At 62.8% G+C, this 13348-nt stretch carries 14 protein-coding genes; 5 read left to right on the forward strand and 9 right to left on the reverse strand.

Going from position 1 to position 13348, the window contains the following annotated elements; all coding sequences use genetic code 11:
- The first annotated feature begins 2 nt into the window (after positions 1-2).
- From BM254_RS06295 to BM254_RS06315, 5 genes are read left to right on the forward strand one after another with little or no spacing between them, the layout of a single operon-like run.
- Positions 3-950: a DUF58 domain-containing protein gene (locus BM254_RS06295; RefSeq protein WP_092000340.1), complete on the forward strand. Its 948-nt coding sequence runs from the start codon at positions 3-5 to the stop codon at positions 948-950.
- Positions 947-1417: a DUF4381 domain-containing protein gene (locus tag BM254_RS06300; RefSeq protein ID WP_092000343.1), complete on the forward strand. Its 471-nt coding sequence runs from the start codon at positions 947-949 to the stop codon at positions 1415-1417. The genes BM254_RS06295 and BM254_RS06300 overlap by 4 nt, the downstream gene beginning before the upstream one ends.
- Entirely contained in the window at positions 1411-2436 is a 1026-nt protein-coding gene (locus tag BM254_RS06305; RefSeq protein ID WP_092000345.1) for a vWA domain-containing protein, read from the forward strand. Before BM254_RS06300 ends, BM254_RS06305 begins: the two co-directional genes overlap by 7 nt.
- Positions 2429-4219: a VWA domain-containing protein gene (locus BM254_RS06310; protein WP_092000348.1), complete on the forward strand. Its 1791-nt coding sequence runs from the start codon at positions 2429-2431 to the stop codon at positions 4217-4219. The genes BM254_RS06305 and BM254_RS06310 overlap by 8 nt, the downstream gene beginning before the upstream one ends.
- Positions 4213-5952 (forward strand): BatD family protein, encoded by a 1740-nt coding sequence (locus BM254_RS06315; RefSeq protein WP_092000351.1) that lies wholly within the window; start codon positions 4213-4215, stop codon positions 5950-5952. Before BM254_RS06310 ends, BM254_RS06315 begins: the two co-directional genes overlap by 7 nt.
- Positions 5953-5973: 21 nt before the next feature.
- Here BM254_RS06315 and ccmI read toward each other — a convergent pair whose 3' ends face one another.
- The 9 genes from ccmI to ccmA are packed head-to-tail and all read right to left on the reverse strand — an operon-like array spanning position 5974 to position 13191.
- Positions 5974-7242: a c-type cytochrome biogenesis protein CcmI gene (gene ccmI, locus BM254_RS06320; RefSeq protein WP_092000353.1), complete on the reverse strand. Its 1269-nt coding sequence runs from the start codon at positions 7240-7242 to the stop codon at positions 5974-5976.
- A gap of 51 nt (positions 7243-7293) precedes the next feature.
- Entirely contained in the window at positions 7294-7773 is a 480-nt protein-coding gene (locus BM254_RS06325; protein ID WP_175497208.1) for a cytochrome c-type biogenesis protein, read from the reverse strand.
- Positions 7773-8309, reverse strand: coding sequence for a DsbE family thiol:disulfide interchange protein (locus BM254_RS06330; protein WP_092000356.1), 537 nt, complete (start codon positions 8307-8309; stop codon positions 7773-7775). Before BM254_RS06330 ends, BM254_RS06325 begins: the two co-directional genes overlap by 1 nt.
- On the reverse strand, positions 8306-10309 hold the full coding sequence (locus BM254_RS06335; protein ID WP_092000359.1) for a heme lyase CcmF/NrfE family subunit: 2004 nt from the start codon (positions 10307-10309) through the stop codon (positions 8306-8308). The genes BM254_RS06330 and BM254_RS06335 overlap by 4 nt, the downstream gene beginning before the upstream one ends.
- A gap of 32 nt (positions 10310-10341) precedes the next feature.
- Positions 10342-10812, reverse strand: a complete 471-nt coding sequence (gene ccmE, locus BM254_RS06340) for a cytochrome c maturation protein CcmE (protein ID WP_092000362.1) — start codon at positions 10810-10812, stop codon at positions 10342-10344.
- Between the two features lie 14 nt (positions 10813-10826).
- Complete coding sequence (ccmD, locus tag BM254_RS06345) at positions 10827-11060, reverse strand: heme exporter protein CcmD (protein ID WP_092000366.1); 234 nt, start codon at positions 11058-11060, stop codon at positions 10827-10829.
- Between the two features lie 3 nt (positions 11061-11063).
- A complete protein-coding gene (gene ccmC / locus BM254_RS06350) occupies positions 11064-11807 on the reverse strand; it encodes a heme ABC transporter permease CcmC (protein ID WP_092000369.1) in 744 nt (247 codons plus the stop codon).
- A 33-nt stretch (positions 11808-11840) separates the two neighbouring features.
- Positions 11841-12563: a heme exporter protein CcmB gene (gene ccmB, locus BM254_RS06355; RefSeq protein WP_092000372.1), complete on the reverse strand. Its 723-nt coding sequence runs from the start codon at positions 12561-12563 to the stop codon at positions 11841-11843.
- Positions 12553-13191 carry a cytochrome c biogenesis heme-transporting ATPase CcmA gene (ccmA, locus tag BM254_RS06360; RefSeq protein ID WP_092000375.1) on the reverse strand — a complete coding sequence of 213 codons (639 nt, stop codon included), beginning with the start codon at positions 13189-13191 and terminating at the stop codon, positions 12553-12555. Before ccmA ends, ccmB begins: the two co-directional genes overlap by 11 nt.
- Positions 13192-13348 lie beyond the last annotated feature (157 nt).

Genomic DNA, 13348 nt, shown 5'->3' on the forward strand with positions numbered 1-13348 from the left:
CCATGGTAAGCAGCCAAGCCACCACACACATCAGCCTGCCGGACCTGATCCGGTTGCAGGCCGATGCCCGGGCCCTGAAGCTGCCTTCCGCGCGGCCGGTACGGTCCCGGCAGGCGGGCCTTCAGCGCTCGCCGCAACGGGGGCGCGGCATGGCCTTTGCCGAGGTGCGCCAGTACCAGCCAGGTGATGACATCCGCAGCATCGACTGGCGGGTCACCGCCCGGCGCCAGTCTCCCCACACCAAACTGTACGAAGAGGAACGGGAGCGCCCGGTACTGCTGCTGTGTGATCTGGGCCCGAGCCTGTTCTTCGCCAGTACCGGCGCCTACAAACAGGTCCGTTGCGCCCAGGTGGCAGCGATCCTGTCCTGGCTGGCCCTCTGGGCCGGAGACCAGGTTGGCGGAATCGTTTTCAACGGTGAGAAGCTGGAAGTGCTTCGCCCCGCCCGCCGCAAGAAATCGGTGCTGCGGTTGCTCGACTCCCTGGCGGAACAGCAGCACAAACCCGACCCGAACGGGGGGCTGCCCACCTCCGGCATGGCTAACGGGCCCTGGCTCGACCAGGCCCTGGCCGAAGCCCGGCGGGTTGCCCACACCGGCAGCCGCATCTTCGTACTGAGCGATTTCCTGCAGATCTCGGACGAGACCTCCTCCCTGCTTGGCGCCCTGGCACGCCACAATGTCGTCAACGCCATCCGGATCGTCGATCCCCTGGAGCGGCATCTGCCCGACAACGGCCGGTTCGCGGTCGCCGGTCCGGACGGCCCGATCTGGTTCGATGCCGGCAATCCCCGTTTCCAGAAAGCCTGGCGGGAACGCATTACGGCTCACGAAACACGGCTGGCGTCCTGTTTCCGCACCGCCGGTGTGGTTGCCGCGACCGTTTCAACCGGCGAGGACCCTGCGTCCGTATTGAAGTCCCTGCTCGGGCCAAGGGGGCGGATCGGATGAATCCACAGGACCCCCTGAGCCAGCTGCGAGACATCCATCTGCCTGCCACCGGCGGCTTCTGGCCACCGGCGCCGGGCTGGTGGATGCTCGCCGTGCTGCTTCTGGTTGTCCTTGCGCTGGCAGTGACAGCCTTGCTTCGCCGCAGGCGCCGCAATCGCTGGCGCCGGCAGGCACTAATTGCCCTGACCGAACTGGAGCGAAAATCGGAACCAACACCTGCCTGGTTCACCTCTCTCAACACCCTGCTCAAACAGGCAGCCAGGGAATGCCACCCGGAAAGCCGGCCCCAGGCCCTCAGCGGCCACGCCTGGGTGGAATTCCTGATCGCCACGTCGCCAGAGGGACAAACTCCGGAACGGCGCTGGCTCGAAGCGCTGGTCCATGCCGCGTGGCAGCCAACGGTGCAGGCCGATCCCGGTGAAGCTGTCCGGTTTGCCCGCCGCTGGCTGGGAGGGCAGAAATGCTGAGCCTGGCCTATCCCTGGGTGCTTGTTATCGCCCTGCTCCCGCTGCTGATCCAGTGGCGCCGACCGGCGCGCCGGCAGGTGGACGCACCGGTCCTGCCCACCGGGCACTGGTTATCCGGCTTGCCCGGTGTCAGTCGCCAGGGCAGCGCTACCCCATGGTGGCGCAAGCTGCTGCTCGCTCTACTTTGGCTTCTCCTGGTGCTGGCGCTGGCACGGCCCCAATACGTCGGCGAGCAGGTGCAGATGCCGCTCACCGGTCGTGACCTTATGCTCGTGGTGGATATTTCCCCCTCCATGGACGAGCGGGACATGGTGATCCAGGGCCGCAGTATCAACCGCCTTCAGGCGGTCAAACACGTACTGAATGATTTCATCTCGCGGCGGAAGGGCGACCGGCTCGGCCTGATCCTGTTTGGCACCGAGCCTTACGTCCAGGCGCCACTGACCTTCGATCTGGAAACCGTGCGCGCCCTGATGCGGGAATCGGGGCTGGGCATGGCCGGCCGGGCCACGGCGATCGGGGATGCTATCGGCCTTTCCGTCAAGCGGTTGCGGGAACGCCCCCAGGAACAGCGGGTCGCGGTGCTGCTCACCGACGGCGCCAACACCGCTGGGGAAATCAGTCCGGACAAGGCCACGGAAATCGCCGCCGCCGCGGGCGTCCGGCTGTATACCATCGGGATCGGCGCCGACACCATGGTCCAGCGGGGCCTGCTCGGTTCCCGACGGGTCAATCCCTCCCGGGACCTGGACGAAGGCCTGCTTACCCGGATGGCACAGGCCACCGGTGGCGAGTATTTCCGCGCCCGCAGCCTGCCCGAGCTGGAAATGATCTATGAGAGCATCAACCAGCTCGAAGCCATCGAACTGGAGGGCAAACTCTATCGCCCGGTGACCGAGCTGTTCGTCTGGCCGGCGGGCCTGGCGGCCGGTTTGTGGCTGTTTGTCGCCCTGGCCAGCCTCGCCGCCCGACGCCGCCAATCCCGTGCAGAACCAGCGGAAGGAGCGCAGCATGGCTGACTTCCATTTCCTTCGCCCGCTCTGGTTGCTGCTGCTTCTCGCGGTGCCTTTGCTCGTGGTGATACTCCGTAACGCAGGCCATGGCGACAGCGGCTGGTCACGGCTGATTCCTGCCCCCTTGCTGTCGCCCCTGATCCGTTCCCGGGGTCAACAGAATGGCCGTGGCGGATCTCCGCTTGTGCCGGTCTCCCTGGCGCTGGTGATACTGGCGGTTGCCCTGGCCGGCCCGGCCTGGCGGGAGGCGCCCACGCCCCTGAAACAGCCGGGAGACAGCTTGGTCATGGTGCTGGACCTGTCACTGTCCATGCTCGCCACCGATGTGGAACCCGACCGCCTGACCCGGGCGAAACGCAAGATCCGGGATATCCTCAAGACCCGGGAGGGAAGCCTCAACGGCCTGGTGGTCTATGCGGCTGATGCCCATGTGGTCACGCCGCTGACCGATGACGCCCGCACCATCGAAGCCATGCTCAACGTGCTGGACCCGACGATCATGCCGGCCCAGGGCAACCGCGCCGATCTGGCGGTCACCCGGGCAACGGAACTGCTGCAACAGGGAGCGCCAGGCAAAGGCAAGATCCTGCTGATCACCGACGATGTCCGGGAGGGGTATCTGCCCGGAATCACCCATGCCCTGGCAGGCACGCCTTACACCCTGAGCACCCTGATGGTCGGCACTGAGGGTGGCGGCCCGATTCCCCTGGCCAAACGGGGTTTCATGCGCGATAACGGTGAGATCGTGATTACCCGGGCCGACCCTGGCGCACTTTCCGGTGTGGCCGCAAAAACCGGGGGCTCCTTTCACGCCCTGACCCTGGACGACACCGATATCGAGGCACTGAAACTGACACCAGAAGACAGCGACGACTGGCAATCCGCCGACTCCGACCAGACCGTAAATCGCTGGCAGGATGATGGCTACTGGCTACTCTGGCTTGTCCTCCCGCTGGTCCTTCTCGGCTGGCGCCGGGGCGGGTTTGCCGTGCTCGCCCTGCTGATCCTGCCCCTGATGCCCGAACCGGCGGAGGCTGCAAGCTGGGACAGCCTCTGGCAACGGGAGGACCAGCGTGCGCCGGAGCTGATCCGGGAGAATCCTGAACAGGCCGCCCGTGAACTCGACAGCCCGGCCTGGCGGGCCCCTGCCCACTACCGCGCCGGTGACTATGAACAGGCAGCCAAATTGTACGGATCGCTGGACGGTCCTGACGCGGATTACAACCGGGGCAATGCCCTGGCCCGGGCCGGCAAGCTCGAACAGGCGCTCGAAGCCTACGAAAGCGCCCTGACGCAAACACCGGAGATGGAAGACGCCCGCTACAACCGGGATCTGGTGAAGCAACTGCTAGAACAGCAACAGCAACAGAACCAGCAGGGCCAGGGTGACAGCCAGCAACAACAGAACCAGAACTCCGAGGGCGGCAGCCAGGACAACCCGTCGCAGCAGGGCGATGATCAGCAAGCCGGACAGCAGCCTTCTCCCTCCGGGGAGGATCCATCCGGCCAGTCAGACAGCCGCCAGGAAAACGGTCAGGGCGAGCAGGAATCGGACTCCGCGCAATCACAGCAGGATCCGGCTACCGGCCAACAGGGAGAGTCCGGGGAACAACAGGACGGGCAACAGGCACAAGCCCCGGCCGCGATCTCGGAGAAACCCCTGAGTCAGGGGCAGGAACAGTGGCTCAGGCGCATTCCCGACAATCCCGGCGGCCTGTTGCGCCGGAAATTCCTGCAACAGTACCAGGAACGTCAGACACCACCCGCCGAGGGCGATACACCATGGTAAAACGGATAGTGGCAACGATAACCGGATTGTGGCTGCTGCTGGCGCTGGCCTTCCCGGCCTGCGCCGGTGAGCTGTCCGTGGAGCCGGACCGCAAGCAGCTTTATGAAGGCGAGGTCCTGACTGTCACGGTCAAGGGCACCATGGAGCTGGACATAAACCTCAGCAACCTGTTCGAGTTCGATCTGTCCCAGTTGCCCGCGCCGGATATCGAAAAGGTCGAGCCGGATTTCGAGATCCTCGCCCGCAACCAGCAGTACAGCATCCGCACCGTTAACAGCCAGATGATCGGCGAGATCACCTGGACCTACCAGCTGGCTCCGTCACGCACCGGCGAACTCACCATTCCCGAGCTCACCTTCCGGGATGCCACCTCGGAGCCGGTAACCGTTGAGGTAGTCCCGGGCTCCGGGCCGGACCAGGGTCCCGAAGTCCGTGACAGCTTCGTTGAGCTATCCGCAGACAAAGCCGAGGTTTATGTACAGGAGCAACTGACCCTGACAGTTCGCCTGTTCTTTACCGGCAACCTGATCCGGGGTGAACTGTCCGAGCCGGAGCACCCCCATGCCATCATCGAGAGCCTCGGGAAGCAGCAGGAATATACCCGTTACCGGGACGGCGTCCGCTACCGGGTCGTTGAACGGCGTTATGCGGTGTTTCCGCAGAGGACCGGCGAGCTCGATCTGCCCCCGATCCGGTTCGAGGGCCAGGCACGCACCCAGGAGGGCAAGCTACGGTTCCTGAGGGACAGCGAGGAGTTCTTTGCCGTCCCGGTAAAACCGGTTCCGGACGAATTTACCGGCGACACCTGGCTCCCCGCCAGCGACCTGTCTCTGGACGAAAGCGGCCTGCCGCCGACCCTGGAAGTGGACCTGGGCGAGAACCTGACCCGTCGGATTACCCTGAAGGCCAGTGATCTGCCTTCGGAGGCCCTGCCGCCACTACCCGAGGGCACGCCTTCCGGCATCCGTGCCTACCCCGACCAGCCGGAAAGAAGCACCCAGGTGACACCCGAAGGGCTGGTCTCTACCCTGGAACAGACCGTCGCGCTGGTCCCGGTGCAAGCCGGTGAGATGACCTTGCCGGAAGTCCGGATTGCCTGGTGGGACACCGACACCGACAGCCAGCAGGTCGCGGTGATTCCTGCCCGGACCCTGTCAGTCACGGATACCGGTGCCGCCGCCGCGCTCCCCTCTCCGGAATCTCCTGAGAACGGTTCCGCGACGACCAGCACGGCCACCGAGCCGGAGCCAGGTACTTCCCGGGAAGCAACCGGCTCGATCTGGATCTGGGTCAGTCTGGTCCTGGCCATCGCCTGGGCTGCCACTGTTGCTGGCTGGTGGTGGTCCGGAAGGAATGGACGCGGGTCGAACAAACAACCCGCATCCCATGAGGTCGACAGCAACGAGCGATTCCTGTTTGACGACCTCATCGTTGCCGCCAGGAAAGGTTCCGCGGAAACGCCCCATTTCCTGATCCGGTGGATGCAGCATCGGCATCCGGATCAGCTGTTCCACACCGCCGGGGATGTTGTGAAGTTTCTGGGAGATGACACCCTGGCCACCGAACTGGACCACCTGCAGGCAGACCTGTTTGCAGGGAAAGGGCGAAGTGAATCAGGCGAGACAGACCGGCAGGCTCTGGTCAGAGCCCTGCAACACATTCGGCGCCGGAAGCCGAAGACCGCCGGCGGGGACGGCCTGCGCCCCCTCTATCCGGACAATCTGTCGGCCTGACCGGGGCGCAGGCTGTTTGGATCAATTGGTGAGCTGCTGATCGATAACCAGCCGAACCGGATCTGTATCCTCGCCGGATACGGTGACAGGCTCATCAACACTGCCCTGCCAGTCTCCGGCACTGGCCTGGACGCTGCCGGTCCGGCTCAGGCGGGCCGTCACCAACACCTGGCCTGCGCCGGAAATTTTCATCTGCGGTGACATGGAGTCACCGTCATCCAGGCGCAGGGTCGCGGGCAGATCGCCGGCGGTCAGGCGCTCAACAGCCAGAGGCGGTCCGTTCGGGTTACCTGCCTCGCGGGCAAACACGAACAGGGTGGTATCGGCAGGCACCTGATCCTGAAAGGCATCGGCCAGTGCGACTTCAACGGTCACACCGGGGCCACCGGCATCGGCGGGAGCCTGCACCTCGGGCGGCGTTTCACCCAGACGGTTATAGGCTTCGTTGATGCCACCCCGGATAGAGGCGATCTGGGGGTGATCCGGCGCTACGGCCACGATCCGCTCCCAGTATTCAATGGCCTCGCGGTAGTTCTGCTGACTGAAGGCATTGATCCCGAGCAGCCCCAGGGCGTTGACTTCGTCCGGGTTCAGGGACCGCGCCTGACGGATCGCCTCGGTGACCGCCTCGGTCATTGCCCCCTGACTGTCGAAGAACAGGGCCTGTGCCGACAGCCCCAGGGCCACCGCCTCCGCCTGGTCGTTACCATCGACCACCTTGGCCAACTGGCGGAATGCCCAGGCAGCTTCCTGGTACTGCTCAAGACGCATATAACTCTGCCCCAGCATGGCCCAGCCATCGGGGTTGTCGGGGTCGGCCTCAAGCCTGTCCCGGAGCTGCACCACCAGGTCTGACATCTGGGCCTGGCGCCCGGAATCGCTCTGCTCCATCTGTTGCATGGCAATGTACTGCTCCACCCGATCCATAGCGCCCCATTCCTGGTACAGATAATAGGCCGCGCCGGGCAACACCAGCACCGAGACCAGCGCCACCGCAATCGCACTCTTGCGACCGGGCACCGCACGCCGGGGCTGCTCCGATTCCGGGACATCGTCGAGCATGGATCCGGCCAGCTCTTCTTTCAGTTGCCGGTAGTTGTCTTCATCCAGAATACCGGCCTCGAACTCATCATCGAGTTCTTTCATCCGGGTCCGGTAGGCCATCAGGTTCTGGTTACGGATATCCGCCCGGGCTCGGGCGTCGGCGCGCTGAAACAGCACCGGGAAAAGCACAAAGGCCAGGGCGATAATGATCAGTACCGTCGCGGCAATCCAGAAAGTATTGGTCATGAAATTGTCGTCACTGCATGGGAAATGGGTTCGATCGGTTCAGGCATCGGCTCAGCGTTCGCTGGTGCCGTCCTGTCCCTTCAGAATCTGTTCTGCGCGGGCGCGTTCCTCAGCGCTCAGGCCTGCTGCCTGCCGCTCAACGCGTCGGGAGCGGATCACCACGCCGGCAACCACCAGCAGCCCGCCAAACACGGCAATGGCCGGTGTCGCCCATAACAGGAAGGTACGGCTGTCCAGTTCCGGCTTGTAGCGGACAAACTCGCCAAACCGCGCGACCAGCGCATCAACGATCTCCTCGTTGCTGGCACCGGCCTGCATCATTTCGTACACCTCGTTACGCATATCCTGGGAGATGGGCGCGTTGGAATCGGCGATATTCTGGTTCTGGCACTTCGGGCAGCGCAGCTCGGCAATCAGGTTCTGGTAACGCACTTCCTGTTCGCGGGTATCGAAGTCATAGACAGCCGCCACGTCCGCCTGAGTCAGACCTGCGGTCAGGATGAACAGGGTCGCCAGTACAAGTCGCATCATCAGCTGTTACCCCGCGCTTCTTCGATCACCGGCAGCAGTGTTTTTTCCCACACTTCCGGGTTGACCACGCCGACATGGCGGTATCGGACCACGCCCTCGGCGTCGATCACAAAGGTCTCTGGCGCCCCATAGACGCCGAGATCAAAGCCAAGGGTACCCTTGGGGTCATAGATGGTTGCCCGGTAGGGATCGCCCAGGCGATCAAGCCAGACCAGGGCATCGTCCCGCTTGTCCTTGTAGTTCAGGCCGATAATGTTGATTCCTTCCTCATTCGCCAGCCACATCAGGTCATCGTGCTCATCGCGGCAGGACGGACACCAGGTCCCCCAGACATTGAGCAGGGAAACTTCGCCCCGGAACAGGCTGCGGTCCAGGGTTGCCGACGGATTGTGCAGGTCCGCCAGGGTAAACTCGGGTACCGGTTTGCCAATCAGGGCAGACTCGAGTTTGGTCGGGTCCTTGCCGATACCGGCGAACAGCACCACGCCCAGCACCAGGGCCACCAACAAGGGCAGGAACAGCAGGAAGCGCTTCATGACAGCGCCTCCGCTTCACCTTTCACGCCGCCCGCCGGCCGGGTATTCCGGGGAACCCGCTCATCGGCGCGATCCCGGATGCGGTAGCGCTTGTCGGAGACGGCCAGGAAGCCACCGATCGCCATCACCAGGGCACCCAGCCACAGCCAGCGCACCAGGGGCTTGTACTGCAGGCGGATGGCCCAGGCATCCTCTGTGAGACGTTCACCAATGGCCACGAAGATATCCCGGAACAGGCCGGCGTCGATATCCGCTTCGGTCATCACACTCATGCCCACACTGTACTGGCGCTTTTCAGGATGCAATTCGGCAACCTTCTTGCCGTCGAGCATCACGTCAAAGCCGCCATACTGGGCGGTGAAGTTCTGGCCACGACGCTCACCGATGTCAGTGAATACGAACTGGTAGTCGCCCACGGTGGCGACATCGCCCGGGGTCATCCGGACATCCCGTTCGATGCCGTAGTTTGAAACCACCGTGGCACCCGCCATGACCATGGCAAGGCCCAGGTGCCCCAGCACCATCCCCCAGTAACTCCGGGATTGACGCTTCAGGCCATGGAGCCGGCCCTTGCGGGAGGAAGATTTGTCCCACAGATCCCAGAAGGTGGCTACCGTAACCCACATGGCAGTAAAGACACCGGCAAAGGCCCAGGGTTTGAACCCGCCATAACCAATGATCACGGCAGTGCTGGCCACGATACTGACCGCAAGAGGCCAGAGCAGCTTACGACCAAGCCAGCCGCCGTCGGTTTTCTTCCAGCGGGAGAAGATACCGGCACCCAGAAGCAGACCGGCCGCCACCGCCAGCGGGCTGAAGGTGAGGTTGAAGAACGGCTCGCCGATGGACAACTTGCCCAGCTCCAGATAATCCAGAACCAGCGGATACAGGGTCCCGATCGCCACCAGCAAGGTCGCTGACACCAGCAACACGTTGTTCAACAGGAGGAAAATTTCCCGGGACAGCGAACCATACCGGGCACGCACATGTACCACAGGTGCCCGGAAAGCATAAAGCGCCAGGCTGGCAATCATGGTTACCGCGAGCAACATGAGCAGGAACTTGCCCCGCTCCGGATCGGAAGCGAAAGCATGGACGGAGGTCAGCACGCCGGAACGCACCAGGAAAGTACCCAGCAGGCTCAACGCAAAGGTGACAATCGCCAGCAACACGGTCCAGCTCTTGAACACGCCCCGTTTCTCGGTCACTGCCAGCGAGTGCATCAGGGCCGTGCCGGACAGCCAGGGCAACAGTGAAGCATTTTCCACCGGATCCCAGAACCACCAGCCGCCCCAGCCGAGTTCGTAGTAGGCCCACCAGCTACCGAGCGCGATCCCGATGGAGAGGAACGCCCAGGCCACCGTGGTCCAGGGTCGTGACCAACGGGCCCATGCAGCGTCCAGGCGACCGTTGATCAGGGCAGCGATGGCAAAGGCAAAGGCCACAGAGAAGCCCACGTAGCCCATGTACAGCATCGGCGGGTGCATGATCAGGCCGACGTCCTGCAGCAGCGGGTTGAGGTCCGCACCATCGGCCGGCACGTTCGGGAGCAGCCGGTCGAAGGGGTTGGAAGTCACGATGATAAACAGCAGGAAACCAACGCTGACCATACCCAGGACCGACAATACCTGGGAGATCATCACCGCGGGCAGACGCCGGCTGAAGATCGCAACCGCCAGGGTCCAGCCTGCCAGCATCAGGATCCACAGCAGCAACGAGCCTTCGTGACCACCCCAGACCGCACTGAACTTGTAGTACCAGGGCAGCATGCTGTTGCTGTTATTGGCCACATATGCGACCGAGAAATCGTCGGTCATGAAGGCATGGGTCAGCAGGCCGAATGCCAGGGCAATAAACACAAACATGCCCGACGACAATGGTCGGGCGAATGCCTGGAGGTTGTCCCGGCCGGTCACCGAACCGACCAGGGGCACAACGGAGAGGAGCACTGCCAGCAACAGCGCAAGAATCAGTGCAATCTGTCCGAGTTCCGGAAACATCAGAATCCCCTATTCAGGCTGGGAGGTTTGGATCAATACGACTGTGGCTGGGCCGTCTCACCCGCCTTGTGTTGCCCCTTGGAGGCTTTCTCCAGGGCGTCGGCCACCTCCGGCGGCATGTAATTCTCATCATGCTTGGCCAGCACCTGGTCCGCAACGAACCGGCCCTGCCCATTGAGCTTGCCCATGGCGACAACACCCTGCCCCTCGGCAAACAGATCCGGGAGAATACCGTTGTATTCCACCGGCACCGAGGAATTAAAATCGGTGACACGGAATTCGACCTTCAGGCTGTCCGGGTCACGGATCACCGAGCCCTCCTCAACCATACCACCGGCCCGAATGCGTACATCCTGTGGCACATCTCCGGCGGCAATCTGCGACGGATCGTAGAACAGGTTAATGTTCTGCCGCAGGGCGTAGGTGGTCAACGCCACGGCAACGCCGATACCGGCGAGGAGAAAGAGAACAATGGTCAGCCGTTTTTTACGGATCGGGTGCATGCTTAACCTGCTTGTCAGTCCTGGGAAACTTCAACTCGGGTGAACGTGGCGGCGGGTTTTGCCGCCCGCTGCTGGCCCTGGTCCTGCCGTTCGTAATTCCTGCGGCAGGCTTCCATCATTACGCTGCGCCGGTGCCGCGACCAGACCATCAGTCCGGCCAACAACAGGAAAAACACACCGTAGCAGGTCCACACGTAGGGACCGTGGCCTTCCATCGCAATAAACGCGGAGAGTGAATCAAACGCCATCGATCAGTGCCTCCCCGCCATTACCAGATCTTTTACCCACCGGGTCCGCTGCTCACGGGCGATGATCTCCGTCTGCATCCGGAGGCAGGCCAGCCAGCCAAAAATCAGGTACAGCCCCAGTACCGATAACAGCAGGGGCACCCACATTTCCGCGGGCATGGAGGGTTTCTCCGTCAGCTTGAAGGTGGCGGGCTGATGCAGCGTATTCCACCATTCCACCGAGTATTTGATAATAGGAATATTCACCACCCCGACCAGTACCAGCACGGCCACGGCCCGGGCAGCGGACTTCTCGTCATTGATGGCCCGGTCCAGCGCAATCACCCCGCCATACAGGAACAGCAGGATCAGCATGGACGTCAGCCGGGCATCCCAGATCCACCAGGTACCCCAAGTGGGCTTGCCCCAGACCGCGCCGGTAAACAGGGCGAGAAAGGTCAGCACCAGGCCCACCGGGGCTACGGCCTTCACGAAAACGTCGGCCAGTTTCATACGCCAAACCAGGGTCACCACAGCCGCCACCGCCATCATGATGTAGACCGACTGGGCCAGGAACGCGGTCGGCACATGAATAAAGATGATCCGGTAGCTGTTGCCCTGCAGATAATCCTTGGGAGCGAACGCCAGCCCCCAGACAATACCTGCCAACAACAGCAGTGCACCGCCGACCAGCAGCCAGGGCATCAGACGGGTCGCAATCCCGTAGAACCACTTGGGCGAGCCCAGCTTATGAAATAATTGCCACATCGATTGGTACCCGTTAACCCGTTACCTAAATTGTTAGCTATTGGACATGCTGATTTTCAGTGCTGATGCCGAAGCAAACGGAGCCAGCGTCAGGGCCAGAACCAGGAAAGCCCCCATCAATGCCAGGTAGGCCCCGACCGGAGCTCCCTCGGACACGGCCGCTACTGTCCCGGTTCCGAAAATCAGCACGGGAATGTACAGCGGAATGATAAGCAGGGACAAGAGCACACCTGCCGACCGCAATCCCAGGGTCAACGCCGCACCGATGGAGCCGATCAGGCTCAGCACCGGCGTACCGATCAGCAGCGTTAGACACAGAATGCCGATAGAGTTCCCCGGCAGGTGCACCATAATGCCAAGTACCGGCGTCAGGATCACCAGCGGCAGCCCGGTCAGCATCCAGTGCGCCAGCGTCTTCGCCAGCACCAGCAGGAACAGGGGCTGCGGCTGCAACACCAGTTGTTCCAGGGTTCCATCATCAAAATCATGCCGGAACAGGTGATCCAGGGACAACAACACCGACAACAGGGCCGCCACCCACAGGATACCCGCTCCGGCCTCTCGTAGGAATGACACTTCCGGGCTAACCCCGAGTGGAAACAGGGTTACCACCATCACGAAGAACAGCAGCGGGTTGAGCAGATCCTGGCGCTGACGGAAGGCGACTTTCATATCGCGCATGAACACCGCCTTCATGGCGCCGGCGACGCCAACACCCTCCGCCACCGCGTGCACCCGTACCGGATTATTGCTCATCCGACTGCCCTCCCCCGAGCACAATCCGCTGCATCCCGGGCAATTTCAGATCATGGTGGGTGGTGACCACAACCGCGCCACCTTCCTCCGCTCGCTGTTGCAGAAGGGCCTCGATCGCCCGGACACCATCGGCATCAATGGCGGTGAAAACCTCGTCCAGCAGCCACAGGGGCTCATCGGCGATCAGCAACCGTGCAAGCGCCACCCGCCTTTGCTGACCGGCGGAAAGATTGCGACAGGGGACCTTCTGGTAACCCGCCAGGCCGGTTCCCTCAAGCGCCCGGGACAGTACCTCATCGGACACCGGGCGCCGGCCCGCCATCAGGGCGCGGAGATTCTCCATGGGGGTAAGCAGGGGCTTGATACCCGGCCGATGGCCAAGGTAAAGCATGTTGCGCAGGAAACTCTCGCGCTGGCCGGCGCGGGGCTCGCCGCACCAGTAAAGATCGCCGGACCAGGCGTCATTCAGACCGGCGAGAATACGCAGAAGGGTGGTCTTGCCCGAGCCATTCGGGCCTTCAACGCGGGTAACGGTACCCGGCAACACGGAAAAGGAAAGATCACGGAACAGTATCCGCTCATCCCGTTCACACTGGAGATTGACAGCCTGTAGTAACGGCTCAGACATCAGGGCCCCGAATCCAGGCGATGCGCATTATGCGGCACCGGGTGTATTCATGACTGACACGGCGGGTGCAGACATCGTTGGCGGCAGGGATTGCCGGCGGCGCGTATTATAACCAAAGGTTTTCCGGATTACTCTTGCCCAGCATCAATTTGCTTCA

The sequence above is a fragment of the Marinobacter pelagius genome (assembly GCF_900114925.1).
In the GTDB taxonomy this organism is placed as follows: domain Bacteria; phylum Pseudomonadota; class Gammaproteobacteria; order Pseudomonadales; family Oleiphilaceae; genus Marinobacter; species Marinobacter pelagius.

What these genes read in the sequence shown, in the direction of transcription:
- ccmA (WP_092000375.1), bottom strand. Translation starts at nt 13,191, where the DNA reads ATGTCTGAGCCGTTACTACAGGCTGTCAATCTCCAGTGTGAACGGGAT.
- ccmD (WP_092000366.1), bottom strand. Translation starts at nt 11,060, where the DNA reads ATGGCGTTTGATTCACTCTCCGCGTTTATTGCGATGGAAGGCCACGGT.
- BM254_RS06305 (WP_092000345.1), top strand. Translation starts at nt 1,411, where the DNA reads ATGCTGAGCCTGGCCTATCCCTGGGTGCTTGTTATCGCCCTGCTCCCG.
- ccmC (WP_092000369.1), bottom strand. Translation starts at nt 11,807, where the DNA reads ATGTGGCAATTATTTCATAAGCTGGGCTCGCCCAAGTGGTTCTACGGG.
- BM254_RS06310 (WP_092000348.1), top strand. Translation starts at nt 2,429, where the DNA reads ATGGCTGACTTCCATTTCCTTCGCCCGCTCTGGTTGCTGCTGCTTCTC.
- BM254_RS06325 (WP_175497208.1), bottom strand. Translation starts at nt 7,773, where the DNA reads ATGATGCGACTTGTACTGGCGACCCTGTTCATCCTGACCGCAGGTCTG.
- BM254_RS06330 (WP_092000356.1), bottom strand. Translation starts at nt 8,309, where the DNA reads ATGAAGCGCTTCCTGCTGTTCCTGCCCTTGTTGGTGGCCCTGGTGCTG.
- ccmE (WP_092000362.1), bottom strand. Translation starts at nt 10,812, where the DNA reads ATGCACCCGATCCGTAAAAAACGGCTGACCATTGTTCTCTTTCTCCTC.
- BM254_RS06335 (WP_092000359.1), bottom strand. Translation starts at nt 10,309, where the DNA reads ATGTTTCCGGAACTCGGACAGATTGCACTGATTCTTGCGCTGTTGCTG.
- BM254_RS06315 (WP_092000351.1), top strand. Translation starts at nt 4,213, where the DNA reads ATGGTAAAACGGATAGTGGCAACGATAACCGGATTGTGGCTGCTGCTG.
- ccmB (WP_092000372.1), bottom strand. Translation starts at nt 12,563, where the DNA reads ATGAGCAATAATCCGGTACGGGTGCACGCGGTGGCGGAGGGTGTTGGC.
- BM254_RS06300 (WP_092000343.1), top strand. Translation starts at nt 947, where the DNA reads ATGAATCCACAGGACCCCCTGAGCCAGCTGCGAGACATCCATCTGCCT.
- BM254_RS06295 (WP_092000340.1), top strand. Translation starts at nt 3, where the DNA reads ATGGTAAGCAGCCAAGCCACCACACACATCAGCCTGCCGGACCTGATC.
- ccmI (WP_092000353.1), bottom strand. Translation starts at nt 7,242, where the DNA reads ATGACCAATACTTTCTGGATTGCCGCGACGGTACTGATCATTATCGCC.